Below are 25604 nucleotides of genomic sequence, written 5' to 3'. Positions count from 1 at the left end.
AGTTCCATGAAGGCCCACACGGGGGTGCCATCCCCAGCCACCCACCCGGGTAACAACTTCGACGCGATCCGCATCGTGGCCGCGACGATGGTGCTGTACAGCCACCACTTCGCGCTCACCGGCCAAATGGAGCCGTCTTTCTTTGGCATCCACAGCCTAGGCGGACTCGCGGTCACCGTCTTCTTCGTGCTCAGCGGCTATCTGGTCAATGCAAGCTGGCAGAGAGACCCCCATCTCTGGCGATTCGGTCTTCGACGCTTCTTGCGCATATGGCCAGCCCTTACCGTCGCTGTTGTACTGACCGCCTACGTGTTGGGGGCCTTGGTCACTCAACTTCCGCTGAAGGAATACCTGACACACCGCGCAACGGCCAACTACCTGCAGGCACTGGGGATGAAGATCCACTTCGTACTGCCGGGCGTGTTTGAAAACAACCCCTACCGCCTGGGCGTGAATGGATCGCTGTGGACCATTCCCATCGAAGTGCGCTGCTACATCGCGCTGGGCCTAGCGGGGTTGATTGGTCTGTTGAAGTACCGACCCGTGCTGCTTTTGAGCATTGCGGTTCTTATCGGCTGGTTTCTCACCCGTAGCAATCCCGACGTGACCGGCACGGTTCACCACGGTCGTGAGCTGAGTGCGTTCTTCTTGGCCGGCGCCGCGCTCTACACCTTGGAGCCGTACTGGCGCCGTCGGCCTGTGCTGTGGGGCGGAGCCATCGCCCTTGCAACTGCCTCCGTGTGGATGGCGGGCTGGCGGCATAGCGCTTTGCTGCTCGGGCTGCCGTTTTTCATCATTTATTCCGGAACGCAAACCACGGCATACATCCGGCGCGCTGGCCGGTGGGGAGATCCTTCGTATGGCATTTATCTGTTCGCATTTCCCATCCAGCAAACCGTCATTCAGTATGGCTGGCCCCAGCTGGGATTCACAGGAACGCTCTGCATATCGCTTGCCATTACCGTGGTGCTGGCCTACGCCAGTTGGCATCTGGTGGAGAAGCAAGCTTTGAGATTCAAGCCGTCGTCCTCGCAGGAGTGGTTTGGCGCGTCTGCCGTGCGCGCCGTCAAAACCCGCTTTCTGGCGCTGTCCGAACTGCAGTACTTCGCCTTCGTCTTGGCGTTGATTGGCGTCGTGTATGCCGCCTGGCTCGTCGCCTCCTGGCCCGGAATTCTGGGGCAAGACAGCCTTGCCATCATGCTGGAGGTCGATACCGATCGCGTGCACCAAGCCAACAAGCCGGCATTCTGGTATCTCTATGCGCTGCTCACCTACGGCGCAACAGGGCGGGTCGAGGTTCCGATCGCTTTGCAGATGCTGATTTGTGCAGCAGTGTGCGCACGCATACTGGCCTGGATGCTGGCGCGCCGCATGTGGAAGAGCTTTGCCTACTGCCTCATCTTTGTCGCACTGGCGCCCAGTGTCGTGTACTACTCCAGCAGCTTCTACTCGGACGGTATCTATGCGATTGCGCTCAGCGGCATGATGTTCGAAGTGTGGAGGAGCATCCGCAACCGCAGCGTGAATCTATCGTCGTTGCTGATCTTCTTCGTCACCATACCGTTTGCAATCTTCGGGCGACCCAACGGCGTGTTGAATCTAATACCGCTTGCGGGATTGACCTGGGTACTGTCCAAGCCCTACAGAATCCGCATGAGCTTGGTCATCGTCCCTTGGCTTATCGTCGGCTTTGGCAGCCAGTTCATCTACAAGTACAAGAACCCTATCGGTTCGATATTCCCGCTCGCACTGTATGAAACGGTGGGTTTCCTGGAGCACCGGCCTATGGGACTGTGGGAACACGACCAACCGCGCGTCACAGCCAAAACAGTCGATGCGCTGACCTCTACGGGCCAATCGCTGGACAAGATCCGCGAGTTCTACGACCACTACTACTGGGACCCATTGATCTTCTTTCCCACGGGCCCCGCTCTTATGTCGCTCTCAGACAAATCGAAAAGAACCATCCTCAAGGAGTTCTTCAAATACAACCTGTGGCACAACTTCCCCGCCTTCATGGCCAGCCGTGTCAATATCTTTCTGTACGCGGCGATGGCCAATGGCGGCATCCCCGGCCCCTCCGAGACCGGCAAGATACTGCCATACACCAAATCCATATCCAGTGTCCAGCCCTTGAAGTTCTCGCTGCGCAAACATCTCCATGCCTGGTATGACTTTTCCATCCAGCATCGCGCAATCCTGTGGACACCCTGGGGCGGGCTCGTATTGTTGGCAGTGGCGCTTCGCCGCACGATGAAACAACGCGACAAGGTCGTTGCACTGATTGCAGGAACATATGCCCTGCAACTGGCCGCCGTTTTCATTTTTTCGATCGCGGGAGAATACCGGTACCTTCTGGCGTTTTTCACTGCACCGCTGGTTTTGCTCCCCATCATTTGCCGGACATCGGAGCAAGAAAATGCCTAACGTCACCATAGCGCTCACGCTGCTCTGCGTGCTGTCCATCAGCGTTGGGCAAATCCTGTTCAAGAAAGCGGCCGGAGCGTTCTCAGCGCCGTTGACATGGCAGGCGTTTGTCTTCAATGGCTGGCTCATCGCGTCGCTGGTTCTATACGGCCTCACAACGCTGGGCTGGGTATGGATTCTGCGCAATGTACCCCTGCATCTTGCCTACCCCTTCATGGCCCTGGCATTCCTCATCGTTCCAACGCTGGCCTGGATGTTCCTTGGCGAGCCTCTGCATTGGCGCACGCTGGCTGGCGGTGCGCTGATCATGGCAGGCGTGGCGTTGGCTTCCACCAGCTGAGAAAACGAAAATGCGCATTGCTGTCGCCATTCCCTGCTACAAGGTATTGCAGCATATCCTCGGGGTCATCTCCGCCATTGGGCCCGAAGTGAACGTCATCTACGCTGTAGACGACGCTTGTCCTGACGGCAGTGGCCGCTTTATTGAAGAACACAACTCGGACCCTCGCGTCCGCGTACTTTACAACCCCGAGAACCGGGGCGTGGGCGGTGCCGTAGTAACGGCCTACGAAGCCGCTATCGCCGATGGGATGGACATCGTAGTCAAGATTGACGGTGATGGACAAATGAATCCAGCGCTGCTGCCATTGTTCGTACGACCCCTCATACGCAGGCAAGCCGACTACACAAAGGGCAATCGCTTCTATCGGCCCGAATCCCTGCGCGGCATGCCCCCAGTGCGGCTGTTTGGCAACGCGGTGCTATCTTTGATGACCAAGTTCAGTTGCGGCTATTGGTCTTCAATGGATCCGACCAATGGCTACACCGCTATTCATACAGCGGTTTTACGCCAACTACCGCTTGCGAAACTGGAGCGCCGGTATTTTTTCGAAACAGATATGCTTTACCACTTGAATACCATTCGAGCGGTCGTACACGACGTTCCCATGGATTCAGTCTATGCATCCGAAGAGTCGAATCTAAAGGTCTCCAAAATACTGCCTGAATTTTTGGGCAAGCATATTTCTCGGCTTATCAAGCGCTACGTGTACCTGTATCTCCTGCGGGATTTCAATATCGGTAGCCTATACAGCGTCCTAGGCGGATTGTTGTGCCTAATAGGCATCACCTTCGGTGGCTTTCATTGGCTCCACGGAATGGCCACCGGAGTTCCCGCTTCCAGCGGAACTGTGATGTTCGCCGCGCTGCCACTCATTATCGGCATTCAGTTTTTGATTGCTTTTTTGCACTATGACGTGAGCAACGTGCCGCGCGAGGCTCTCAGTCCCGAGTTATCCGATGAGGACTGATACCGCTGTCAAAACCGACCTGCACTGGATCCAAGCCCTGCGTGGCATTGCTGCGCTGATGGTGCTCTTCTTCCACATGCACCCTCATTGGGATCTGTCGCCGATATTGTCTGCAACCAGCACGATCACACGGTGGGGCTTCTCAGGGGTAGACATTTTTTTCACACTCAGCGGGTTCGTGGTCTACCGCTCGGCCCTGCGCACCATTCCTGAGAGCGGCATCAAGCCTTTCGCGATGAAGCGGTTGCGACGCATCTATTTGGGTTATTGGCCCGTCCTGCTGCTCATCGCACTGACGACAGTCTGGACATACCAGGAGAGCCTGCCACCACTGCAGAAGATAATTTTCAGCACACTGCTGCTGTACCCCAACATTTGGGACAACTGGCTGCCTCCAGCATGGTCGCTGACGATGGAAATCTACTTCTACCTGTGGATCATTCCCATTGCAGTCGTTCCGACGCGATATCGGATTAAAGCCATCATTTTGATAATGCTGGTACTCGCGGCTTGGGGCATCGCATGGGTCACCATCGACCCGCAACGTGTGTTTGAAGGCAACCAACCGCTACGGTATGGGCTCACCGGACTGGGGCTGGAGTTCCTGGCAGGAGCACTGGTCGCCCACGCCTATGACAGGCGCGCTCCAATCTTTCGAACACATCAAACCACCATCCCGCTGTGCCTCCTGCTGATAGCCTCGGGCTTTGCGGTAGGTTCCATGTCGCCGTTTTTTGATCGTGTCGAAGTCATGCGGGCGGCGAGCTTCGGGGTGGTGGGCGTTGCCACTCTGGTCATTGCCCTATGCCTCGAGCAAACCAGGTTTTCACCACCCGCTTGGCTGGTCGCAGTGGGCGATGCTTCCTACAGCTTGTATTTACTTCACACCTTCCTGCTGGACGCCAGTGGTCGAATGCGCATGTCCCTTGGTATTTCGGAACCCCATTCGTTGCTGTTTTTCCTGCTAGGTCTGCCCATTGCAATTGTTGTCATCAGCATGCTGTGGTTCCGCTGCATCGAGAGGCCCCTCCTGCAAGCTGCGCGCTGATCATCGGACCAGAACACTTTCTGCATCTGCCACATGCTGCCCCTGCCTCACTGGAATTTGGCCGCTCGCTCCACCATCGCGGGAATATTCACCGACATCGACGACACCCTGACCACCGAGGGCGCCATCACGCCCGACGCACTGCAGGCGCTGGCTGACCTGAAGGCGGCGGGCCTGGTGGTCATTCCCATCACCGGACGGCCGATTGGCTGGTGCGAGCCTTTCATGGCGGGGCCAGCCGGTTCGACCTGGCCTGTCGATGCCATGGTGGCAGAGAACGGTGCCGTGGCATTTACCCGCAGCTCTGGCGCTCAACCAACCCTGGTCAAGCGCTACCAGCAAGACACCACCACGCGCAGCGCGAACCAGGCGCGCATGCGTGAGATCGCCGCCCAGGTCGCTGCGGAAGTGCCAGGCGTCGCCCTCAGCCGCGACAGCGCCGGGCGTGAGACGGACCTGGCCTTTGATTACGCAGAGTTCGACCGGCACGCGCCCGACACCGTGGAGCAGGTGCTGGCTGTGCTGCAGCGCGCTGGCATGCAGACCACGGTGAGCAGCATCCACATCCATGGCTGCTTTGGGGACTTCAATAAATGGCAGGGTGCCAACTGGATCGTGCGTGAGCTGCTGGGCCGCGACCTGGCGCAGGAGCTGGACCGCTGGGTGTTTGTAGGCGACTCGGGCAATGACCAGGCGATGTTCCAGCACTTCACCCACAGCGTGGGCGTGGCCAACATCGCGCGGTTTGCCCCGCAGCTCACACATCTGCCACGTTATGTGACGCAGGGCGAACGGGGCGCGGGGTTTGCCGAAGTGGCGCGGGCGATCCTGGCGGGGCGCTGACTGTCAGCGAAGCAAGCGCAGCAGGCAACAGGGCGCAGTCGCCACAGCCCCTGGCTGATCGACGCAACGGGGCCAACGCCCCCGTGACGGGACAGTACACACAAGACCGCCAGAAAGCAGTTTTGACGGAAAACGCCTGCTTGCGCCAGTGGAATATACCGTGATAGCTATTATTTCAATAGCACGGCCATCAAGCCTTGAGGAAGATATCGGTATCCGGCGCAAAACACGCATGCAGCGGCAGCAGCGCTCCGCCCAGCGCGCGGGCGTCCGAGCCCATGGTGCCCAGCTCCAGCCGGGGGGGCTGGTGCAGGCCTTCCCAGTTGTAATCGGCCAGCGCGTGGCGAGCGCCCTCGCACAAGGCCTGCAGCAGTTCGGGGGCGGCAGCGCCATCGACCACCACGGCATCCAGATCCAAAAACGCCGTGGCCGAGACGATGCAATGCGCCAGGCCGGCCGCAGCGCGCGCAATCCAGCCCCGGCTGTGTTCCAGCCACGGGGCCTGCAGCACACGCTTGTCGTAGGCGGCCATGGGGTCGAGGCCGTGTTCGCGAAAGCGCTGCTCCAGCTCCCACAGCGAGGCCTGGCTGATGAGCTGCGCGGGCGCCTGGCCCGGCTGGGCGGGTGACAGCGGCAGCGAAGCCACCGCACCCGCGTTGCCATGCAGACCGCGATGCAGGTGCGAGTTGATAACCAGCCCGCCGCCCACAAAGGTGTCCATGAACAGGTACAGAAAACTCGGGATGTCGCGCCCGCGCCCCTGCAGCAGCTCGGCCACGCAGGCGGCGGAGGTGTCCTTGGCAAAACTCACGGGCAGCTCGGTCATCTGCTGCACCTGCTCGGCCAGGTCGATGTTGTTCCAGGCTTCCGACTGCGCCTCCGTGAGCCCCAGCATGCGGTGCCAGCCGCCGAGCTGGAACGGCGCTGCCACGCCCACGCCCACCACGCGCGAGCGCAGCGGGCCCAGGCCGTCGAGCAGCTGGTTCAGGTGCGTGCGGATCGCGGGCAGCAGCACGTCGATGTCGGGGAAGGCATAGTCGAGCACGATGCGCTCGCGCACATGGCCGGTGAAGTCCACCAGCAGCCAGTCGGCGCTGCGGCGGCCGATCTTGATGCCGATGGCGAACGCGCCGTCCGGGTTCAGGCCGATGGGCACCGAGGGCTGGCCCACACGACCGCGCACGGGCGCTTCGCGGCGCAGCAACTGATCTTCGTCGAGCCGGGCGGTGATGAGGCCGATGGTCTGCGCCGTGAGGCCGGTGACGCGCGCCATCTCTGCCTTGGCGAGGCTGCCGTGGGTGCGCAGCGCCTGCAGCACCACACGCTCATTGAACTGGCGCAGCCCCACGTGGTTGGAGCCGCGCTGGCGCAGCAGCGCGGGGCTTGCGGCAGCGTTGTCAACGGCGGAGGGAGAAGCGTCGGTGTCCGGCATGGTGATGAAACAGTCAGGCGCTCAGAGTGTCGCCGATGACGCCCTTGCGCAGCAGGAAGTTGCCCCAGGGCTGCAGCTCGCCGGTGACGACGATGGCATAGGCTTTTTTGACGCGCTCGTAGAACGCAAAACGCTCCACGCCCTCGGCCTGTTCGCTGGCCACGCCCTCGCGCGCCAGCACGTCCATGGTTTCGCGCTGCAGGGCCGAGCGGTAAGGCACCTCGGTGCCGCCCACCTGCATGTAGGCCACGGGGTGGGCCACGTCCTGCGCCAGAGGCAACACGCTGACCACCGCTTGCACGGCGCGCGCCATGCCAATGCCGGGCAGGCGCAGCACGGGCTTGCCCGCGCCCAGACTCATGGCGGTGAAATTGGCATCGGCCAAAACAATGGCGTCGTCATGGCCCATCTCGGCCAGCACCTTGAGCAGGTCGGGGGTCAGCAGGGGGTCAATGTTCTTCAGCATGGGGGCGTTTCAGGCAAGGCATTCAGCGGGCAGGTCGGACGCCGCCATGGCACCGGTCATCACGGCCACGGTGTCGCTCATGCTGATCTTCTTGGGGTTGACTACGGCGGCGCGCTTGCCCAGGCGGGCGATGTGGATGCGGTCGGCAATCTCGAACACATGGGGCATGTTGTGGCTGATGAGGATGACGGGCAGGCCCTTGTCGCGCACGCGGCGGATCAGCTCCAGCACCATGTTGCCCTCCTTCACGCCCAGGGCGGCGGTGGGCTCGTCCATGATGACCACATGGCGCGCAAAGGCTGCCGCGCGCGCCACGGCCACGCACTGGCGCTGGCCACCCGAGAGTGTCTCGACCGCCTGCGTCATGGAGCGGATGCCGACCTTCAGCTCGGCCATGCGGGCCACGCTTTCTTCCAGCATCTTCTTCTTGTCGAGCATGCGCAGTGCGCTGCCCAGCAGTCCGGGGCGGCGCAGTTCGCGGCCAAGGAACAGGTTTTCGGCAATCGTCATGGCCGGGGCCACGGCCAGGTCTTGGTACACGGTTTCGATGCCCGCGCGGCGCGCATCGATGGGGCTCTTGAACTGGATGCGCTGGCCGTCGAGCAGGATCTCGCCTTCGTCGGGCACGGTGGCGCCCGACAGCGCCTTGATCAGGCTCGACTTGCCCGCGCCGTTGTCGCCGATCACGGCCAGGATTTCACCGGCGCGCAGTTCAAAGTCGGCGCCATCCAACGCGGTGACCTGCCCGTAGCGCTTGACCAGGCCCTTGGCCTGCATGACCAGCGGGGCGTTCGTGGTGTGCGGGGAGGTGGTCATGATCAACGCACTCCTTTGCGCGAGAGTTGGTCAGTGGCCACGGCCAGGATCACGAGGATGCCGGTGACCAAGATTTGATAGACCGACGACACGCCCATGAGCGTGAGCCCGTTGCGGAAGACGCCCACAATCAGCGCACCCACCAGCGTGCCCAGGATGACGCCACGCCCGCCAAACAGACTGGTGCCGCCCAGCACCACGGCGCTGATGGCGTCGAGGTTTTCGGTCTGGCCCGCATTCGGGTCACCCGCGCCAGTGCGCGCCACCGACAGCAGCGACGCAATACCGTAGAACAGGCCCGCCAGCACGTACACGCCCAGCAGCACCTTGTCGGTGGCAATGCCGGTGAGTCGTGTTGCCTCGGGGCTGTTGCCCACGGCGTACACGTGGCGGCCGGGAGCGGTCTCGCGCAGCGCAAACCAGGTGACGAGGTACAGCACCAGCATGAGCACCGCGCCCCAGACGATGGCGGTCTGCCCCAGCTGGAAGGTGTTGCCCAGTGCGGTCATGCCAGCGGGGATGTCGGTGATGGTCTGCGCGCCCGAGTACAACTGCGTGGCGGCAAACGCGATGTTGAGCGTGCCCAGCGTCACGATGAAGGGCGGCAGCTTGATCTTCGTGACCAAGAGGCCGTTGATCAGGCCGAACAGCATGGTCACCGCCATACCGCACGCAATCGCCACGGGGGCCGAGAGGCCGTAGTCCGCCGCCATCTTGGTCATCACGATGCCGCCCAGCGCCATCACCATGCCACACGACAGATCAATGCCCGCCGTGAGGATGACCAGCGTCTGGCCAATGGCGATGACCGCCACCACCATGACCTGCTGCAGGATGAGTGCGAAGTTCTGCGCCGACAGAAAACGCTCGCTCTGCGTGGCAAAAAAGGCGCACGCCAGGATCAGCGCGATGAACGGCCCCAGCGTGGCCAGTGGCGGTAGTTTGGAAGCGGTCGAGGACATGGCGGCTCCGTGCGGGTGGACAAAGGGGGCGCTCAGGCAGGCCCGTTGCAGCTTGCCTGGCGCCAATTCAGCAGAGGCGGCTTACTTGGCGCCCCAGCACAGGTCGGTGCCGGTCTTCACATCCTTGCTGTCCACGCCCGCCATGGGCTTGGCAGCGATCAGCGTCACGCCGGTGTCGGTGTAGCCGCTGACCTTCTTGCCGGTCTTGGCGTATTCCACGCCTGCCGCCACGCCCATCGCGGCCATGCGCAGCGGGTACTGCTGGCTGGTGGCAGCGATCACACCCTTGCCCACGTCGGCGATGCCCGCGCAGCCACCGTCCACCGAGACGATGAGCACGTTCTTCTCCTTGCCTGCGGCCTTGAGCGCGTTGTAGGCACCGGCAGCGGCGGGCTCGTTGATGGTGTAGACGATGTTGATGTCGGGGTTCTTCTGCAGGCAGTTTTCCATGCCGGTCTGGCCCTTGGCGCGGTCACCAAAGCTGTCGGCCATGCACACCACTTCGGCGGGGCGCGACAGCTCATTGCTCTTGGCGTCATTCGCCTGCAGGCCAAAACCCTTCAGAAAGCCGTTGTGCCGCTGCGCACCCACGGGGTGTCCGGGGAACAGGTCCAGCGTGGCGATCACGGGCTTCCTGCCTGCAGCCGCGGCCTTGGCGTATTGGCCGATCAGCTCGCCCGCCTTGTAGTTGTCGGTGGCAAACAGCGCATCCGTCGCATCCATGGGCTCGGTGGGGCTGTCCAGCGCAATCACCATCACGCCGCGTGCCTGCGCCTTCTTGATGGCGGGCACGATGGCCTTGGCGTCGCTGGGGGTGATGAGGATGGTCTTGGCGCCTGCGGCGATCAGGTTCTCCATGGCCGTGACCTGGCCCGCGTTGTCGCCGTCGGTCTTGCCTGCCGCCGACACCAGCTTGGCGCCCAGCTTCTTGGCCTCGGCCGTGGCGCCCTCTTTCATCTTCACGAAGAAGGGGTTGGTCTCGGTCTTGGTGATAAGGCCGATGACGGGTTCGGACGTCTGTGCCTGGGCCAGGCCACAGGCCAGGGCGCCGGTGAGGGCAAGGGCAGAAAGCGCGAAAGCGGGGGTGCGTTGCATGGCGTTGTCTCCGGGTTTTGGGATGGCAGATTCCTGTCGGCCCCGTGCTGCGCGGCTGGCAGGTGAACCACTCTTGTCGGGTGGATGGGATCGAACTATAGTGGCCGACAAGTTAATAAATCAAGTGGATTTAATTATGGTTTTCCCTATCCAGTCCGCCGACTCCAGCCCCGCCCACACCGCACCGCCGCTGCGCGTGGCCACGGCGGGCGAGGCATTGTTTGACCTGATCGAAGAGCCCGATGGCCGCCTCAAGCCCTGCGCGGGCGGCGCGGTGTACAACCTCACGCGAGCGCTGGGTTTGCAAGGGGTGGGCACGCTGTACCTCAACCCGCTGTCGGGCGACATGCTGGGGCGACAACTGGCACGCGGCCTGCACGATGCGGGCGTGGCCCTGGCCTCCCCCACGCCGGTGCGTGCGCCCAGCGCGCTGGCGCTGGCCGCACTGGATGCCGAGGGCAAGGCCAGCTACAGCTTCTACCGCGACGGCGTGGCCGACCGCCAGGTGACGGCCGCCGCGCTGACGGCTGCTTGCGCCGCATTGCCAGAGCTGCAAGTAGTGGCCACGGGCTGCCTGGCGCTGGTGGCGCAAGACGCCACCATCTACCTGCCCTGGCTGGCGGCGCAACGCACAGCGGGCCGCATGGTGGTGGTCGATGCCAACCTGCGCCTGTCGGCCATGGACGATGCGGAGGCCTACCGCGCCAATGTGATGGCCGCCCTGCAGCACGCCCACCTCATCAAGGTGAGCGACGATGACCTGGAGGCGCTGGCCGTTCCGGGCGCCAACGCATTGGAACGCGCCCACTATTTGCAGCAGCAAACACAGGCGCAATGGCTCGCCCTGACCCTGGGGCCGGAAGGTGCCTGGCTGCTGCAGCGCGACGGCTTGGCCGTGCATGCGCGCGAAGAAGCGCCGATCACGGTGGTGGACACCGTGGGTGCAGGCGACTGTTTTCTGGCGGGTTTGATCACCGCCTGGCTGGCAGGGCCTGAGCGGGGCGAAGAAGCGCTGACCTTGCGCCCGGGTGGCCTGACGGCGCCCGTTGCGGAGGCCCGGCTGCGCGCCGTGCTGCACCATGCGCTGGCCAGCGCCAGCCACTGCGTGGAGCGGGCGGGCTGCACGCCGCCCCGCTACGAAGAAGTGCAAGAGCGGCTGGCGTTGCGGCGCTCAGCGACCGCAGCCGGCCAATAACACTTACTCGGCGGGTTTGGCGGCCGGCTTGCGGGCCCGGCTGCGTGGACGGGGAGCGGCCGCCTTGGTGGGATCCGCGTCTTGTGCCTCAGCGGCTGGTGCGTCGGCCACAGAAGCCGATGCCTCGGCAGCTGTAGCACCGCCCGCATCCGCCACGGCACGCGCGCCACGCGCTCGGGGCGCAGCAGCAGCCTTGGGGGCGCTGGCAGCTGGCTTGGCACCGCCTCCACTGCGAGCGCGGCTGCGGCGAGGGGCTGCAGGCTCGGCACCATCGTTCTCAGCAGGCATCTGCGCTGCCGGGGCCTCGGAGCCATCCAACGCTTCGGCGCGCGCATCCTGCTCAGGGCTGCTGTCGATCACCCGCTCCAATGGCCCGGCCTCGTGGGCCACCGGCTGGCTGAAATAGCGGCTGGCCGGGCGCTCTGACGGCACATCCGCCTGCTCGGACGCCTGTGGCTCCTGGTTCGAGTCATTGCGCGGCTCGCTGCGCTGCGTGGAGCGGGTGTCGGGGCGGTCTGCGCCCTCACCGCGACGCCCCCGGCTGCGGCCCGGCGCGCCCTGCCCTTCGCCACTGTCAGAACGCAGATCGGGTGCCGTCGCCACCGCATGAAAGTCATGCCGCGTGGCGCCGCCCTGGCTGGCTCGCTCACCGGCTCCTTCAGGCCGCGCGGGCGCGGCGGCGGCAGTCGGCCCACCGTGGCTGCGGAACACATACGCACCCGATTTTTCATCGCGCCCAAACTCCAGCAGCCCACGCGCCTGCGCTTCCTCCAGCAAGTTGCCAAAGGTGCGAAAGCCGTAGCGGCCTTCGCTGAAATCGGGCTTGCGGCGCTTGATGGCCTCCTTGAGCACCGAGGCCCAGATCTTGCCGGTGTCGCCGCGCTCGGACAGCAGGGCTTCAAACGTTTCGGCCGCCAGCTCCACGCCCTGGGTGCGGCGTGCGTCCTGGCTTTCCTTGCGGCTGCGCTCCTCCTCGGGGCTGCGACGGGGTGCTGGTGGCGGGTTGCTGCCAGGGCTCTGGCGGCGGGCCTGGGCCCGCTGGTTTTCGCGCACCAGGTCGTCGTAGAAGATGAATTCATCGCAGTTGGCAATCAGCAGATCGGACGTGGACTGCTTCACGCCCACGCCGATCACCTGCTTGTTGTTCTCGCGCAGCTTGGACACCAGCGGCGAAAAGTCCGAGTCGCCGCTGATGATGACGAAGGTGTTGACGTGCGACTTGGTGTAGCAGAGGTCCAGCGCGTCCACCACCAGGCGGATGTCGGCCGAGTTCTTGCCCGACTGGCGCACATGGGGGATCTCGATCAGCTCGAAATTCGCCTCGTGCATGGTGGCCTTGAAGCCCTTGTAGCGCTCCCAGTCGCAATAGGCCTTCTTGACCACGATGGAGCCCTTGAGCAGCAGGCGCTCCAGGATGGGCTTGATGTCGAACTTTTCGTACTGCGCATCGCGCACGCCCAGGGCGACGTTTTCAAAGTCGCAAAACAGGGCCATGCTGATGCTGTCGGAGGGGGATGCCATATCGTGTGTGAGTTCCGTTCAATGCTGCGGATCATCACACGGAACGCATTGCCCCCTCCGAAGGGAGTGGCCTCAGGTGGGTTTGGCCAAGCCCAGCTTCTCCACCAGCGCCTTCTCGCGCGTGAAGGTGTCCTGCGCAAACTTCTTGTACGCCGACGTGCTCATGTACATCGGCACCATGTCGTAGCGTGCCAGCGCGGTCTTGTAGCTCTCCTGCTCCATGGCCTGCTTGAAGGCATCGTGCAGGCGCTTGACCACCGCATCGGGCGTGCCCTTGGGGGCGCCAATGCCAAAGGGCGAGTTCTGTACCAGGTTCAGCCCCAGCTCCTTGAGCGTGGGTGCATCGGGGAACTTGGCGAGGCGCTCTGCGCCCCAGGTGTTGAGCACGCGCAGCTTGCCCGCCTCGACCTGCGGCGCAAAACCGGTGGAGTCGGCCGCCGCCATGATCTGCCCGCCCAGGATGGATTGCATGAGGTCGGCGCTGCCCTTGTAGGGCACGTGCAGCAGCTCCAGGCCCAGCTGCTGCGCGATCAGCTCCATGGTCAGGTGCGGGCTGGTCATGGTGCCGGTGGAGCCGTAGCTCAGCTTGCCGGGGTTGGCCTTGGCCCAGGCCACGAAGTGCGTCCAGGTCTTGAGCGGGGAGTCGGCAGGCACCACCAGGCCAAACGCGTAGCCGGTGACGTTGAGCACGTAGCTGATGTCCTTGACCGGGTCCCAGTTGATCTTGGTGGTGTAGGGCAGGCGGAACACGCCCAGCGGAATCTGCGCCACCGTGTAGCCATCGGCGGGAGACGTTTGCAGCTGCTGTGCGGGCAAGGTGCCGCCGGCTCCGGGCTTGTTCTCCACGATCACGGGCTGGCCCAGGATCTTGCTGGCGTTGTCGGCCAGCGACCGCATGGTGATGTCGGTGGGGCCTCCGGCCGGAAAGGCGATGACCAGCTTGATGGGCTTGCTGGGAAAGCTCTGGGCCTGCGCCAGGAACGCGGGGGCGGCGAGGCTGGCGGCTCCCCATTGGATAATCTGGCGACGTTGCATGGCGAGGCTCCTGAAAATGCAAAAACAAAGACTTCACCATTGGACTGCAGGCCGCGCTGCGAGGGCATGCGGAAACCCCCTAGCCGCTGTCGCCCAGGCGCCAGCGCGCAGCCCTTGCGCTGGTGCACCGCCGGGGCCGCATCACGCCTTGTAGGTGGACAACAAGATACTGGTTTCGGTGTTGCCAATGCCGGGCGTGAGGCGAATGCGGCCCAGCGCGGCGTCAAACGCTTCCAGGCTCTCGGCACGCACCTCGGCCACGATGTCCCAGCGGCCATTGGTGGTGTGCAACGTCCCCACCGTGGGCTCGCCGCGCAGCGCGCGGATGACGGCGGGGGCGGCATTGCCTTCGACCGCAATGCTCATCCACGCACGGATGCGCTGCGGCTCGGAATCAGGGCGCAGGCGCACGGTGTAGCCGGTGATGACGCCGCTCTCTTCCATCTTGTGCAGGCGGTTCTGCACCGTGCCGCGCGATACGCGCAGCTTTTGCGCCAGTGTGGCCACAGGGGTGCGCGCGTCCGCACGCAAGATGCTGATGATTTCGCGGTCGGTGTCGTCGAGCTTGGTCATAGTGGGCTTCAGAACTGGCAGAACGGCAATTTATCAGCCATTTTGACCAGTTATGAGGCTAGAGGATAGCAGGGGCTGCCAAGAAAATTCTGGGACTTCTTCGCTCTTCTTTCACACCCAGCCCCGCCATGCACGTCTCAGTACAAGCCCCCAGCGCCGTTGTGATGGTGCGCCCGCACCGCTTTCACCCCAACCCCGAAACCGCCGCCGACAACGCCTTTCAGGTGCGCACCGCGCAGCCGGCGGCCCGTGACACCTCGCGCCGCGCGTTTGCCGAGGTCACTGCTGCGGCAGAGCGCCTGGAGGGCGCGGGGGTGCGCGTGCACCTGTTCGACGCCCCCGGCGAGCACGACACGCCCGACGCAGTGTTCCCCAACAACTGGTTCTCCACCCACGCGGGCGGCCATGTGGCGATCTACCCCATGTACGCCAGGAGCCGGCGGCGAGAGCGGCGCAGCGATGTCATCGAGTTGCTCAAGGCCGAGTACCGCGTGCAGGACGTGATCGACTACTCGGGACTGGAGGCCGATGGCATGTTTCTGGAGGGCACCGGTGCGATGGTCCTGGACCACATCGGCCGCATTGCCTACACCGCGCAATCGAACCGCGCCGACCCCGTGGCTCTGGAGCGCTTTTGCACACACTTCAACTACGAGCCCATGGTCTTTGCCACGGCAGACGAGGAGGGCCAGCCCTGCTACCACACCAACGTGATGCTCTGCATCGGCACCGCGTTTGCGCTGGGTGGCTTTCACATGATCACCGATCCTGCGCGCCGTGCAGCCGTGTGCGAGCGCCTGCGCGAGACGGGCCGCGAGGTCATCGCCCTGAGCCCCCACCAGATCAGGGGATTTGCCGGCAACGCGCTGGAGCTCTCGGGCGCCCAGGGCCGGGTGCTGGCGCTGTCGGCGCGCGCCGCTGCCAGCCTCACACTGGCGCAGCGTGCCACCATCGAGCAAAGCGCCCGCTTGCTGCCGTTGGACGTGCCAACCATCGAACTGGCGGGTGGATCGGTGCGCTGCATGCTGGCGGGCGTGCACCTGGCTCGGCGCAGTGCGGGGGGCTGAAATTTCAGTCCAATTCACTGCTTGCGCTAGTCGAACATGCCCGAATAGCTATTGAATTTATAGCGGGCTACTTCAGCTGGTTGTCTGGTGGCGGACCCTGCACGTCCAGCCGCGCATCACAACCCACGCCCGATGCGATCCAGCGCCGCGCCAGAGCCGACATGGCGCGCACTGCCCAGGGGTGGGTGAGCCCCGTCACCCCGGCCGGATCGGCCACCATGCCGCACCAGTAGCGCTGGTCCACATCGCTCCAGCGAAGGGCTACGCAGGCGCCACGGCGGCGGCGCGAGACCAGTACACCCAGCGGACAGGGTTCCGCCAGGCAACACAGACCACAGCCATTGCAGGGCGCTCCCTCGGCCGGCTTGGCAGGTGCTTCGGGGTGCAGCCACACCACGGTGGTTGGGTGAGGGGGTGGTACGGGCATGGACGATGGGTAGCGTGCAGCGCGGCCACAGCGCCGCAAGCACACCGATGCATTGTGCCGCCAGCAAACCGCTGCGCGCACCGGGATCGCAGGTGCACAGGTTCGCCCAGCCCTGCGCCGCAACCCGAGGGAGAGCGGTGTGCACCCGCCCCGCGCACGCCCCCAAAAAAAAGCCCCTGCCGCTATCGCAGCTGGGGCTGAACCGGCCGAAGGGACCGGGGAGGGAGACAAGCAATCAGATCTTGAACCGAGTCTCAGAGGCGCAAAACGCGGACTCAACAGCCCGAAGGACGGTTGGGGCGCATGGGCACGATGCCGCTGACGCGCAGCGTGGCGCCAGATCCATCCGACGCCGTCAGCGTCTTGCCGCTGAAGCGCACCTGGTCGCTTTCGCGGACCACGGCAGTGTCGGTGGGTTCGCCGCTGCCGTATTCCTTGCCATCGAACGTCAGGAACACCTGGTGCAGGCTGGTGGCGTCGGGGCGGTAACGGATATCGCCAAAGGCCGTGGCCGATGAGCCCACCTTGTTGGCGCCATCAAACCGGAAGGTGCACAGCTCCGGCACCGAACCGACAGGGTTCTTCTTGTCGACATCGGTGAGGTTGAGAGCGCCATTGCCATACACGCCATTCAGGCCGTCGATGGTGGCGTTGCTGACTGTCAGCACACCGGGCTCGTTGCTGGGAGATGGGTCGTCGTTATTGCCACCGCCGCAGGCCACCAGCAACACGGAGGTGGCCGTCAGAGCGGTACAGGTCTTGAGGAATTTGAATGCGTTCATGGTGATGGGCGTCCTTGAAATGTGGATGGAAGGTGGGGAGCCGATCCCCTGCAATCCATCGTAGGAAGCCCATCCCATGCAGCGCGTGCGCCATGTTCTGCGCAGTGCGTAGGACAGAGGCCGACAGGGCTGTGCGCCAACCACCAGGCTGGCCCAGCCTCCTGCCGTCAGCCCTGCACGCCTCAGCGGGCCAGCACGGGCGCGAGGGCCTTGCCGGTGTGGGTCCCCGCCGCCACCACGTCTTCGGGCGTGGCCGCCGCCACGATGCGGCCGCCTGCGCCACCGCCCTCGGGCCCCAGGTCCAGAATCCAGTCGGCCTCAGCGATCACGTCGAGGTCGTGCTCGATCACGATCACGCTGTGGCCGCCGTCCACCAGGCGGTGCAGCACGCGGATGAGCTTGTCCACATCGGCCATGTGCAGCCCCACCGTGGGCTCGTCCAGCACATACAGCGTATGCGGCGCCTTCTGGCCCCGGCGGCCGACCTCGTCGCGCACCTTGGTGAGTTCGGTCACCAGCTTGATGCGCTGGGCCTCGCCACCACTCAGCGTCGGTGACGGCTGGCCCAGCGTGAGATAGCCCAGGCCCACGTCCTGCAAGAGCTGCAGCGGATGCGCAATGCTAGGCATGGTGGCGAAGAAGCCCACGGCCTCGTCCACCTCCATCTGCAGCACGTCGCCAATGCTCTTGCCGCGCCAGGTGACGGCCAGCGTTTCGGGGTTGAAGCGCGCACCGTGGCAGGTCTCGCACGGCACCTTCACATCGGGCAAGAAGCTCATCTCGATGGTGCGCACGCCCGCGCCTTCGCAGCTGGGGCAGCGGCCTTCGCCGGTGTTGAAGCTGAAGCGCCCTGCGGCATAGCCACGGGCCTTGGCCTCCAGCGTTTCAGCAAACAGCTTGCGGATGGTGTCCCAGAAGCCGATGTAGGTGGCGGGGCATGAACGCGGCGTCTTGCCGATGGGCGTCTGGTCCACTTCGAGCACGCGGTCGATGCTCTCGAAGCCCGACAGGCCCGTGCAACCGACCAGTGGCGGCGCCTTGCCCGCGTCCATGGCATCACGCCCGGCCTTGGTACTGCGCTGTTGCACCCAGGCCTGCACATTGGCCAGCAGCACGTCACGCGCCAACGTGGACTTGCCCGAGCCACTCACGCCCGTCACTGCCACCAGGCGGTGCAGCGGCACGGTGGCCGTCACGTTCTGCAGGTTGTGCAGCTGCGCGCCGTGCACCGTGAGCCAGCGCATGGCGGCGCGCTCCTTGGCTTCATTGAGGGCGTCAGCGGCCAGCGATGCAGCCTGCGCCGCACGCTTCTTGACGGCCGCACTCTGCCGGCCGGTGGGCGCTGCCGCCTCGGCCTGTGCAAAGGCGGCTGTGGCCTCAGCGCTCACCTCGGTAGCCGACATGCTGCGGCGCAGTTGCAGCGGGTGCTTCATGGCATGCAGCAGGTAGCGGCCGGTTTGCGAATCCTCCGCGCCCGTGATGTCGGCCACGCTGCCCTGCGCCACCAGGCGCCCGCCACGTTTTCCCGCGCTGGGGCCAATGTCGATGATGTGGTCGGCACGGCGGATGGTGTCCTCGTCGTGCTCCACCACCACCAGCGTGTTGCCCTTGTCGCCCAGCTTATGCAGGGCGTTGAGCAGAATCTGGTTGTCGCGCGCATGCAGGCCGATGGTGGGCTCGTCGAGCACGTAGCACACGCCCTGCAGGTTGCTGCCCAGCTGCGCGGCCAGGCGGATGCGCTGTGCCTCGCCACCGCTGAGCGTGGGCGCGCCCCGGTCCAGCGTGAGGTAGCCCAGGCCCACTTCTTCCAGAAATTCGAGGCGGCTCTGGATCTCGGGCACCAGGTCGCGGGCAATGTCGGCCTCGCGCTGGGTCATGCCGCCTTCAATGCGCAGGGTCTCGATCCAGCGGCGCACATCGGTCACCGACAGCGCGGCGATGTCAGTGATGCCTACACCGGCAAATCGGACCGCTCTTGCTGTGGCATTCAGCCGCGTGCCGCTGCAGCTGGGGCAGGCGGTGTCGGCCAGGTCCTCCACCTCGGGCTCGGCAAAGGTCTGCTCGCGGCCTTTTTCCTTGTCGTCCTGCACCGAGTCGTCAAACACCTTGCGCTGGTCCTTGGTGAGCTTGACGCCGGTGCCGACGCAGTCGGGGCACCAGCCGTGCTTGCTGTTGTAGCTGAACAGGCGCGGGTCCAGCTCGGCATAACTGGTGGCACACACGGGGCAGGCGCGCTTGGTGGAGAACGCCTGCAGCGTGCCAATACCGGCCGTGGGCTGGCCGCCCTCCATGGCTTCGCGCAGGCCTGTGATGCCCCAGAGAACATGCACCACGCCCTTGCCGTGCGTGAGTGCGTCGGCCAGCGCGGTGCGCAAAGCCGCTTCGTTCTCGGGCGACACATCGAGGCTGGCCACGGGCAGCTCGATGGTGTGTTCCTTGAAGCGGTCGATGCGCGGGAAATTGGTGGTGGGCAAGAAGTTGCCGTCCACGCGCAGGTGCGTGTAACCGCGCGGGCGGGCCCAGTCGGCCAGCTCGGTGTAGACGCCCTTGCGGTTCATGACCAGCGGCGCGAGCAGGCCGATGTGCTGGCCGCGGAACTGCGTGAGCAGCTGCGCGGCGATGCTCTCGGGCGTCTGCGGCTGCACGGCGGCGCCGTCCTTCACGCAGTGCTGCGTGCCGAGCTTGACGTACAGCAGACGCAGGAAGTGCCATACCTCGGTGGTGGTGCCCACGGTGGACTTGCGCCCGCCGCGCGACAGGCGCTGCTCGATGGCGACGGTGGGCGGAATGCCGTACACCGCATCCACCTCGGGCCGGCCTGCAGGCTGCACGATGGAGCGCGCATAGGCGTTGAGGGATTCGAGGTAACGACGCTGGCCCTCGTTGAACAGGATGTCGAACGCCAGCGTGGACTTGCCCGAGCCGCTCACGCCCGTCACCACATTGAACTTGCCACGCGGGATGTCCACGCTCAGGTTCTTGAGGTTGTGTTCCTTCGCATTGACGATTTCTATGGCGTTTTTGGCCGCAGGCGCTAGATCCATATGCGCAAGGCGCTCTGATTTTCGTAGCGCCGCAGCCTTTTCGTGCACCGAGTGGCCGCCCACGCCCAGCGCCAGTTCGTAGTCGCGCAGTGCCTGCCCGGTGTGAGAGGTGGCATGGGCCCGCACGTCTTCGGGCGTGCCCTCGGCCACGATGAGGCCACCCGCATAGCCGCCTTCCGGCCCCAGGTCGATCAGCCAGTCGCTCGCACGGATCACGTCCAGGTTGTGCTCGATGACGATGAGCGAGTGCCCTGCGTCGATGAGCTTGCGCAGTGCGCGCATCAGCTTGGCGATGTCGTCAAAGTGCAGGCCGGTGGTGGGTTCGTCGAACAGGAACAGGGTGCCCTTGCGTGCCACCGTCTGGCGCGATTTGCTTTGTACGCGTGCAGCCTCGGCCAGAAAGCCTGCGAGCTTGAGGCGCTGCGCCTCACCGCCCGACAGGGTGGGCACGGGCTGGCCCAGCGCCACGTATTCGAGCCCCACGTCCACGATGGGCTGCAGCGCGCGGATCACGTCGCGGTCGTTCGCAAAGACGGCCGCAGCTTCGGCAACGGTCAGCGCCAGTGCATCCGCCACATTCAGCGATTTGCCGCCGCGCTCAATGGTGATCTCCAGAATCTCGGGCCGGTAGCGCTTGCCGTCGCAGTCAGGGCAGCGCAGGTACACGTCGCTCAGAAACTGCATCTCCACATGCTCAAAGCCCGAGCCGCCGCAGGTGGGGCAACGCCCGTCGCCGCTGTTGAAGCTGAACTTGGCGGCGGTGTAACTGCGCTGCTTGGACAGCGGCGCCACGGCGAAGAGTTCGCGGATGCTGTCCCACGCGCCCACGTAGCTCACGGGGTTGGAACGTGCGGTCTTGCCGATGGGCGACTGGTCCACGAACACCACGTCCGACAGGTGGTCGGCGCCCAGCATGCGGTCGTGCGCGCCCGGTGCATCCGTGGCCTTGCCGAAGTGGCGCAACAGCGCGGGGGCCAGTACATCCTGGATCAGGCTCGACTTGCCCGAGCCGCTCACGCCCGTCACGGTGACCAGGCGCTGCAGCGGAAATTCGACCGTCACATCCTGCAGGTTGTGCTCGCGCGCGCCTTCCAGGATGAGGCGTGGGGTCGATTCCGTCACCATGCGCTTGAAGCCAAAGCCCACATGCTTGCGCCCGCCCAGGTAGGCGCCCGTGAGCGTGTCGGCCTTGCGCAGGTCGGCGGTGGTGCCGTCGAACACGATCTGCCCACCCAGGCGGCCCGGGCCGGGGCCCATGTCGATCATGCGGTCGGCCGCCAGCATCACGGCGGGGTCGTGCTCCACCACCACCAGGGTGTTGCCCGCGTCGCGCAGGCGCAGCATGGCCTCGGTGATGCGGTGCATGTCGCGCGGGTGCAGGCCGATGCTGGGCTCGTCCAGCACAAACAGCGTGTTGACCAGGCTGGTGCCCAGCGCCGTGGTCAGGTTGATGCGCTGCACCTCACCGCCGCTGAGCGTGCGGCTTTGGCGGTCGAGCGTGAGGTAGCCAATGCCCACATCGCACAGGTACTTGAGGCGCGTGGTGATTTCTTCGTGCAGCAGCTTCAGCGCCTGGGCATCGCCGCCTTTGGCGTCATCACCCACCGGCAACTGCATGCGCGCAAAGAACTGGCGCAGACGGTCGATGGGCAGCAGCATCAGGTCGTGCAGGCACAGGCCGGGCAACGCTTCGAGTTGCTCGCGCGACCACTGCACACCCTCGGGCATGAACCGTTTGCCAGGCTCCAGCACCGCATCGGCGTCTTCCTTGCGGCCGATGCGCCACAGCAGGCTTTCGGTCTTGAGGCGCGCACCGGCGCAGGTGGGGCACGGCGTGTAGCTGCGGTACTTGGACAGCAGCACGCGGATGTGCATCTTGTAGGCCTTGCTTTCCAGGTACTCGAAGAAGCGCTTGATGCCATACCACTGCTTGCTCCACTGGCCGTCCTTGTAGCCGGGCGCGCCGCCGATGACCCAATTCTTCTGATCGTCCGTGAGCTTGTTCCAGGGCGTGTCGCGCGGGATGCCTGCCGCCTCTGCGTGGCGCATGAGGTCGTCCTGCGCTTCCTTCCATGCCGGCGTCTGGATGGTCTTGATGGCACCGGCGCGCAGGGTGAGCTTGTCGTTGGGGATGACCAGGCCGTAGTCCACGCCGATCACGCGGCCAAAGCCCCGGCAGCTGTCGCACGCGCCCACGGCGGAGTTGAACGAGAAGGCCGAGGGGATGGGGTCGCTGTAGCGCAGATCGCTGTCAGGGCAGTGCAGGCCGGTGGAGAAGCGCCAGAGTTCGGCGTCACCTTCGTCAACGAGACGATAGACATTCAGCCGCCCCGTGCCGCGCTTGAGCGCGACCTCGATGGCTTCGATCACGCGCGCCTTCTCGGCGTTGCCCAGGCGGAAGCGGTCGGCCACCACATCCAGCACCTTGCGTGGACCCGTGGGCGTGGCCACTTCGCGCTCGGCCTGCACCTTGGTGAAGCCACTGGCAGACAGCCATTGCTCAACCTGCTCGGCGCTGGTGTTGGCAGGCAGCTCCACGGGGAACGTCAAGACGATGCGCGGGTCGCCCGCTGCGGCGCTGCGCTGCTGTAGCTCCGCATAAATGGTCTCGGGCGTGTCATGCCGCACCGGCTGCGCCGTCTGCTTGTCGAACAGCTGGCCGGCACGCGCGAACAACAGCTTCAGGTGGTCGTTCAGCTCTGTCATCGTGCCCACGGTGGATCGGCTGGAGCGGACCGGGTTGGTCTGGTCGATGGCAATGGCCGGGGGCACACCCTCGACCTTGTCCACGGCGGGCTTGTCCATGCGGTCGAGGAACTGGCGCGCATAGGCGCTGAAGGTCTCCACATACCGGCGCTGGCCCTCGGCATAGAGCGTGTCGAACACCAGGCTGGACTTGCCCGAGCCACTGGGGCCTGTGACCACCGTGAGTTCTCCGGTGCGGATGTCCAGATCCAGGTTCTTGAGGTTGTGCTGGCGTGCGCCGCGGATACGGATCAGTCCCTGGGTCATGGAAGCGGTCTTTCGGGTGTGAGGCGGGACATTCTAGGGACGCACCCGGCGTTTGCGCCTGCGCGCGCCGATTACCCCCGAGGCGCGCTGCGGTGCTTTGACCGTGGACAAAGCACAAGCAATGGAGCAACGGCGGGCGAAAAGCGGGTGTTCTGGCCCGAAACATCGGTTTAGACTGCGGCCTTTCACACAAAACAAGAGGAGACCGCCATGACAAAACAATGGCAACTGCGAGCGGCTGGCCTGGTCCTGGCGCTTGCGGCCAGTGCAGCCAGCCATGCCCAGATCCTGATCGGCCAGACCGCAGGTTTCAGCGGCCAGGTGGCAGCGGGCGTGAAAGAGACCACCGATGGCGCGCTGCTGTTCATCGACGCCATCAACGCCAAGGGCGGTGTCAATGGCCAGAAGATCGAGCTGATCTCCCTGGACGACAAGTTCGACCCCAAGCTGGCGGCGGAAAACGCCCGCACGCTGATTGAGGACAAGAACGTGTCGGCCCTGTTCCTCAACCGGGGCACACCCCACACCGAAGCCATCCTGCCACTGCTGGATAAACACGGCGTGGTGCTGGTGGCACCGTCTACCGGTGCCATGGTGCTGCACCAGCCGGTGCGCAAATACATCTTCAATGTGCGCGCCACCTACCAGCGCGAGGCCGAAAAGGCAATCACCCACCTGGCCTCCATGGGCATCACCCGTGTGGCGCTGGTGTACGCGGACGACAGCTTTGGCGCCGACGGCATCCAGGGCGCACAGAAGGGCCTCGCGGCCGCCAAACTGACGGCGGTGGTGTCTGAAAAATTCGACCGCGCCAAGCCCGACTTCGCCCCCATTGCCGCCAAGGTGGCCAAGGCCGATGCGCAGGCGGTGCTGATGGTGGCCTCGGGCTCTGCGGTGGTGGATGCCACCACCGCACTGCGCACGGCGGGCTCGGCCGCGCAGATTGTGACGCTGTCCAACAATGCCTCCAGCGGCTTCATCAAAAGCCTGGGGGCCAACGCGCGGGGCGTGATCGTGACCCAGGTGTTCCCCAACGAACGGGCCGTGACCTACCCGATGGTGAAGGAAGCCCAGGAACTGGCCAAGACCAAGGGGCTCACCGAAATCAGTCCCGCCATGCTGGAAGGCTTTGCCGCCGCCAAGGTGCTCGTGGAAGGCCTCAAGCGCGCGGGCCCCAAGCCCACCCGCGAGAAGATCCAGGTCGCGCTGGAGAGCATCAAGAAGCTGGACCTGGGCGGTCTGGAGGTGAACTTCAGCCCCGAGGACCACACCGGGCTGGACTTTGCCGACCTGGCCATCATCGGCACGGACGGGCGCTTCCGCCGCTGAGCGCCCGCCTACGCGTTTTTACAGTTGTCCCGCGCGGGGGCGTCCCTACACTCGGGCGCTCCACACGCAGGAGACAACCCCATGAAGAAAACTGGCCTGGCCGGCGCGCTCTGCGTTCTGGCTGCTGCCCTGGGCATCGGTTCGGCCCATGCACAGATCCTCATTGGCCAGACGGTGGGCATCACCGGCTCGGCCGCCGCCACGGTGGCCGAATCCATGCAGGGCGCAGCCCTCTACATCGACCATGTCAATGCCAAGGGCGGCGTGGGCGGGCAGAAGGTGGAGGTGCTGTCGCTGGACGACAAGTTCGACCCCAAGCTGACCCTGGACAACACCCGCACCCTGATTGAACAAAAGGGCGTGATCGGCCTGTTCATGACCCGTGGAACGCCCCACACCCAGGGCATCATCCCGGTGCTGGAGCAGCATGGCGTGCCGCTGGTGGGTCCGTCCACCGGGGCGATTGCGCTGCACCAGCCGGTGAGCAAATACGTGTTCAACGTGCGGGCGCCCTACCAGCGCGAGGTGACCAAGGCCATTTCGCACCTGCACACGCTGGGCATCCAGCGCATTGGCGTGGTGCATGTGGACGACACGTTTGGCGCCGACGGGCTGGCTGGTGCACAGGCCGGGTTCAAGGCCAACAACATCGAGGCGCTGTTCATCGAAAAGTTTGACCGTGCCAAGCCCGACTACAGCGCCATCGCCCCGCGCGTGGCCGGCAAGCAGCCCCAGGCCGTGATCTTCATCGGCACTGGCGCTGCGGTGGTCGACGGCATCAAGGCCTTGCGCGCCGCGGGCGTTGCCGGACAGATCGTCACCCTGTCCAACAACGCGTCGGGCGGGTTTGTGAAGGCCCTGGGCGACCAGGCCCGGGGCGTGGTGGTGACGCAGGTGTTCCCGTCCGAGCGCTCGCTCAACTACCCGGTGATCAAGGAGGCCATCGATCTGGCCAAGGCCAAGAACATCGGCGACCTGACGCCCGCCATGCTGGAGGGCTTTGTGAGCGCCAAGGTGCTGGTGGAAGGCCTCAAGCGCGCGGGTGCCAAGCCCGACCGCGCCAAGCTGCATGCGGGGCTGGAGAGCATCCACAAGTGGGACGTGGGTGGGCTGGAGCTGAGCTACAGCCCCACCGACCACAGCGGACTGGACTTCTCCGACCTGTCCATCATCGGCACGGACGGCCGCTTCAAGCGCTGACGCGGCGCAAGCGCCCGCGC

At 64.8% G+C, this 25604-nt stretch carries 20 protein-coding genes; 9 read left to right on the top strand and 11 right to left on the bottom strand.

All coding sequences use genetic code 11. The features are described 5' to 3' along the window. Positions 1–6 precede the first annotated feature (6 nt). The 5 genes from AC07X4_RS06805 to AC07X4_RS06785 are packed head-to-tail and all read left to right on the top strand — an operon-like array spanning position 7 to position 5628. On the top strand, positions 7–2427 hold the full coding sequence (locus tag AC07X4_RS06805; RefSeq protein ID WP_494739624.1) for an acyltransferase family protein: 2421 nt from the start codon (positions 7–9) through the stop codon (positions 2425–2427). Next, on the top strand, positions 2420–2767 hold the full coding sequence (locus AC07X4_RS06800) for a DMT family transporter (protein WP_494739623.1): 348 nt from the start codon (positions 2420–2422) through the stop codon (positions 2765–2767). The genes AC07X4_RS06805 and AC07X4_RS06800 overlap by 8 nt, the downstream gene beginning before the upstream one ends. Before the next feature lie 10 nt (positions 2768–2777). Continuing rightward, on the top strand, positions 2778–3737 hold the full coding sequence (locus AC07X4_RS06795) for a glycosyltransferase family 2 protein (protein ID WP_494739622.1): 960 nt from the start codon (positions 2778–2780) through the stop codon (positions 3735–3737). Further along, a complete protein-coding gene (locus AC07X4_RS06790) occupies positions 3727–4785 on the top strand; it encodes an acyltransferase family protein (RefSeq protein WP_494739621.1) in 1059 nt (352 codons plus the stop codon). Before AC07X4_RS06795 ends, AC07X4_RS06790 begins: the two co-directional genes overlap by 11 nt. A gap of 33 nt (positions 4786–4818) precedes the next feature. Beyond that, positions 4819–5628, top strand: coding sequence for an HAD-IIB family hydrolase (locus AC07X4_RS06785; protein WP_494739620.1), 810 nt, complete (start codon positions 4819–4821; stop codon positions 5626–5628). A gap of 190 nt (positions 5629–5818) precedes the next feature. On the opposite strand, the gene AC07X4_RS06780 is transcribed toward AC07X4_RS06785, so the two are convergent. The 5 genes from AC07X4_RS06780 to AC07X4_RS06760 all read right to left on the bottom strand — a co-directional run bounded on the left by AC07X4_RS06780 (position 5819) and on the right by AC07X4_RS06760 (position 10399). Further along, entirely contained in the window at positions 5819–7060 is a 1242-nt protein-coding gene (locus AC07X4_RS06780) for an ROK family transcriptional regulator (protein ID WP_494739619.1), read from the bottom strand. A 13-nt stretch (positions 7061–7073) separates the two neighbouring features. After that, entirely contained in the window at positions 7074–7526 is a 453-nt protein-coding gene (locus tag AC07X4_RS06775; protein WP_494739618.1) for an RbsD/FucU family protein, read from the bottom strand. 9 nt (positions 7527–7535) lie between these two features. Then, the gene (locus AC07X4_RS06770; RefSeq protein ID WP_055393072.1) at positions 7536–8342 is read right to left on the bottom strand and encodes an ATP-binding cassette domain-containing protein; all 807 of its coding nucleotides are present in this window, start codon (positions 8340–8342) and stop codon (positions 7536–7538) included. A 2-nt stretch (positions 8343–8344) separates the two neighbouring features. Continuing rightward, on the bottom strand, positions 8345–9304 hold the full coding sequence (locus AC07X4_RS06765; protein WP_094291658.1) for an ABC transporter permease: 960 nt from the start codon (positions 9302–9304) through the stop codon (positions 8345–8347). A gap of 81 nt (positions 9305–9385) precedes the next feature. Further along, positions 9386–10399, bottom strand: a complete 1014-nt coding sequence (locus AC07X4_RS06760; protein ID WP_056057916.1) for a sugar ABC transporter substrate-binding protein — start codon at positions 10397–10399, stop codon at positions 9386–9388. Between the two features lie 136 nt (positions 10400–10535). Between AC07X4_RS06760 and AC07X4_RS06755 the strand changes: the two genes are divergently transcribed. Then, a complete protein-coding gene (locus tag AC07X4_RS06755; RefSeq protein WP_056057914.1) occupies positions 10536–11594 on the top strand; it encodes a PfkB family carbohydrate kinase in 1059 nt (352 codons plus the stop codon). Positions 11595–11597: 3 nt separating this feature from the next. Here the strand turns inward: AC07X4_RS06755 and AC07X4_RS06750 are convergent, their stop codons facing one another. From AC07X4_RS06750 to AC07X4_RS06740, 3 genes are all read right to left on the bottom strand, one after another. Next, a complete protein-coding gene (locus AC07X4_RS06750) occupies positions 11598–13115 on the bottom strand; it encodes an NYN domain-containing protein (RefSeq protein ID WP_494739617.1) in 1518 nt (505 codons plus the stop codon). Positions 13116–13187: 72 nt separating this feature from the next. Then, positions 13188–14150: a Bug family tripartite tricarboxylate transporter substrate binding protein gene (locus AC07X4_RS06745; protein ID WP_108498456.1), complete on the bottom strand. Its 963-nt coding sequence runs from the start codon at positions 14148–14150 to the stop codon at positions 13188–13190. Positions 14151–14291: 141 nt separating this feature from the next. Continuing rightward, complete coding sequence (locus tag AC07X4_RS06740; protein ID WP_056057905.1) at positions 14292–14723, bottom strand: Lrp/AsnC family transcriptional regulator; 432 nt, start codon at positions 14721–14723, stop codon at positions 14292–14294. A gap of 128 nt (positions 14724–14851) precedes the next feature. On the opposite strand from AC07X4_RS06740, the gene ctlX reads away from it, so the two are divergent. Beyond that, entirely contained in the window at positions 14852–15790 is a 939-nt protein-coding gene (ctlX, locus tag AC07X4_RS06735; protein ID WP_494739616.1) for a citrulline utilization hydrolase CtlX, read from the top strand. Positions 15791–15857: 67 nt separating this feature from the next. Here ctlX and AC07X4_RS06730 read toward each other — a convergent pair whose 3' ends face one another. The 3 genes from AC07X4_RS06730 to uvrA form a co-directional block, all read right to left on the bottom strand. Further along, on the bottom strand, positions 15858–16217 hold the full coding sequence (locus AC07X4_RS06730; RefSeq protein WP_056057899.1) for a hypothetical protein: 360 nt from the start codon (positions 16215–16217) through the stop codon (positions 15858–15860). A 275-nt stretch (positions 16218–16492) separates the two neighbouring features. After that, positions 16493–16999: a hypothetical protein gene (locus AC07X4_RS06725; RefSeq protein ID WP_108498453.1), complete on the bottom strand. Its 507-nt coding sequence runs from the start codon at positions 16997–16999 to the stop codon at positions 16493–16495. A gap of 182 nt (positions 17000–17181) precedes the next feature. Further along, the gene (uvrA, locus tag AC07X4_RS06720) at positions 17182–23055 is read right to left on the bottom strand and encodes an excinuclease ABC subunit UvrA (RefSeq protein ID WP_494739615.1); all 5874 of its coding nucleotides are present in this window, start codon (positions 23053–23055) and stop codon (positions 17182–17184) included. Between the two features lie 210 nt (positions 23056–23265). Between uvrA and AC07X4_RS06715 the strand changes: the two genes are divergently transcribed. Together AC07X4_RS06715 and AC07X4_RS06710 are read left to right on the top strand one after the other, a co-directional pair. Continuing rightward, positions 23266–24384, top strand: a complete 1119-nt coding sequence (locus AC07X4_RS06715; protein WP_192422265.1) for an ABC transporter substrate-binding protein — start codon at positions 23266–23268, stop codon at positions 24382–24384. An 81-nt stretch (positions 24385–24465) separates the two neighbouring features. After that, positions 24466–25584: an ABC transporter substrate-binding protein gene (locus tag AC07X4_RS06710; RefSeq protein ID WP_494739614.1), complete on the top strand. Its 1119-nt coding sequence runs from the start codon at positions 24466–24468 to the stop codon at positions 25582–25584. The last annotated feature ends 20 nt before the right edge of the window (positions 25585–25604 follow it).

The organism is Acidovorax sp. GW460-11-11-14-LB4 (assembly GCF_059423685.1).
The sequence above is the reverse complement of the archived record's forward strand: the minus strand, read 5'-3'. Positions and strand labels throughout refer to the sequence as shown.

Excerpts from the sequence above, each read along its gene's own strand:
- AC07X4_RS06805 (WP_494739624.1), top strand. The coding sequence starts at position 7 with ATGAAGGCCCACACGGGGGTGCCATCCCCAGCCACCCACCCGGGTAAC.
- AC07X4_RS06800 (WP_494739623.1), top strand. The coding sequence starts at position 2,420 with ATGCCTAACGTCACCATAGCGCTCACGCTGCTCTGCGTGCTGTCCATC.
- AC07X4_RS06795 (WP_494739622.1), top strand. The coding sequence starts at position 2,778 with ATGCGCATTGCTGTCGCCATTCCCTGCTACAAGGTATTGCAGCATATC.
- AC07X4_RS06790 (WP_494739621.1), top strand. The coding sequence starts at position 3,727 with ATGAGGACTGATACCGCTGTCAAAACCGACCTGCACTGGATCCAAGCC.
- AC07X4_RS06785 (WP_494739620.1), top strand. The coding sequence starts at position 4,819 with ATGCTGCCCCTGCCTCACTGGAATTTGGCCGCTCGCTCCACCATCGCG.
- AC07X4_RS06780 (WP_494739619.1), bottom strand. The coding sequence starts at position 7,060 with ATGCCGGACACCGACGCTTCTCCCTCCGCCGTTGACAACGCTGCCGCA.
- AC07X4_RS06775 (WP_494739618.1), bottom strand. The coding sequence starts at position 7,526 with ATGCTGAAGAACATTGACCCCCTGCTGACCCCCGACCTGCTCAAGGTG.
- AC07X4_RS06770 (WP_055393072.1), bottom strand. The coding sequence starts at position 8,342 with ATGACCACCTCCCCGCACACCACGAACGCCCCGCTGGTCATGCAGGCC.
- AC07X4_RS06765 (WP_094291658.1), bottom strand. The coding sequence starts at position 9,304 with ATGTCCTCGACCGCTTCCAAACTACCGCCACTGGCCACGCTGGGGCCG.
- AC07X4_RS06760 (WP_056057916.1), bottom strand. The coding sequence starts at position 10,399 with ATGCAACGCACCCCCGCTTTCGCGCTTTCTGCCCTTGCCCTCACCGGC.
- AC07X4_RS06755 (WP_056057914.1), top strand. The coding sequence starts at position 10,536 with ATGGTTTTCCCTATCCAGTCCGCCGACTCCAGCCCCGCCCACACCGCA.
- AC07X4_RS06750 (WP_494739617.1), bottom strand. The coding sequence starts at position 13,115 with ATGGCATCCCCCTCCGACAGCATCAGCATGGCCCTGTTTTGCGACTTT.
- AC07X4_RS06745 (WP_108498456.1), bottom strand. The coding sequence starts at position 14,150 with ATGCAACGTCGCCAGATTATCCAATGGGGAGCCGCCAGCCTCGCCGCC.
- AC07X4_RS06740 (WP_056057905.1), bottom strand. The coding sequence starts at position 14,723 with ATGACCAAGCTCGACGACACCGACCGCGAAATCATCAGCATCTTGCGT.
- ctlX (WP_494739616.1), top strand. The coding sequence starts at position 14,852 with ATGCACGTCTCAGTACAAGCCCCCAGCGCCGTTGTGATGGTGCGCCCG.
- AC07X4_RS06730 (WP_056057899.1), bottom strand. The coding sequence starts at position 16,217 with ATGCCCGTACCACCCCCTCACCCAACCACCGTGGTGTGGCTGCACCCC.
- AC07X4_RS06725 (WP_108498453.1), bottom strand. The coding sequence starts at position 16,999 with ATGAACGCATTCAAATTCCTCAAGACCTGTACCGCTCTGACGGCCACC.
- uvrA (WP_494739615.1), bottom strand. The coding sequence starts at position 23,055 with ATGACCCAGGGACTGATCCGTATCCGCGGCGCACGCCAGCACAACCTC.
- AC07X4_RS06715 (WP_192422265.1), top strand. The coding sequence starts at position 23,266 with ATGACAAAACAATGGCAACTGCGAGCGGCTGGCCTGGTCCTGGCGCTT.
- AC07X4_RS06710 (WP_494739614.1), top strand. The coding sequence starts at position 24,466 with ATGAAGAAAACTGGCCTGGCCGGCGCGCTCTGCGTTCTGGCTGCTGCC.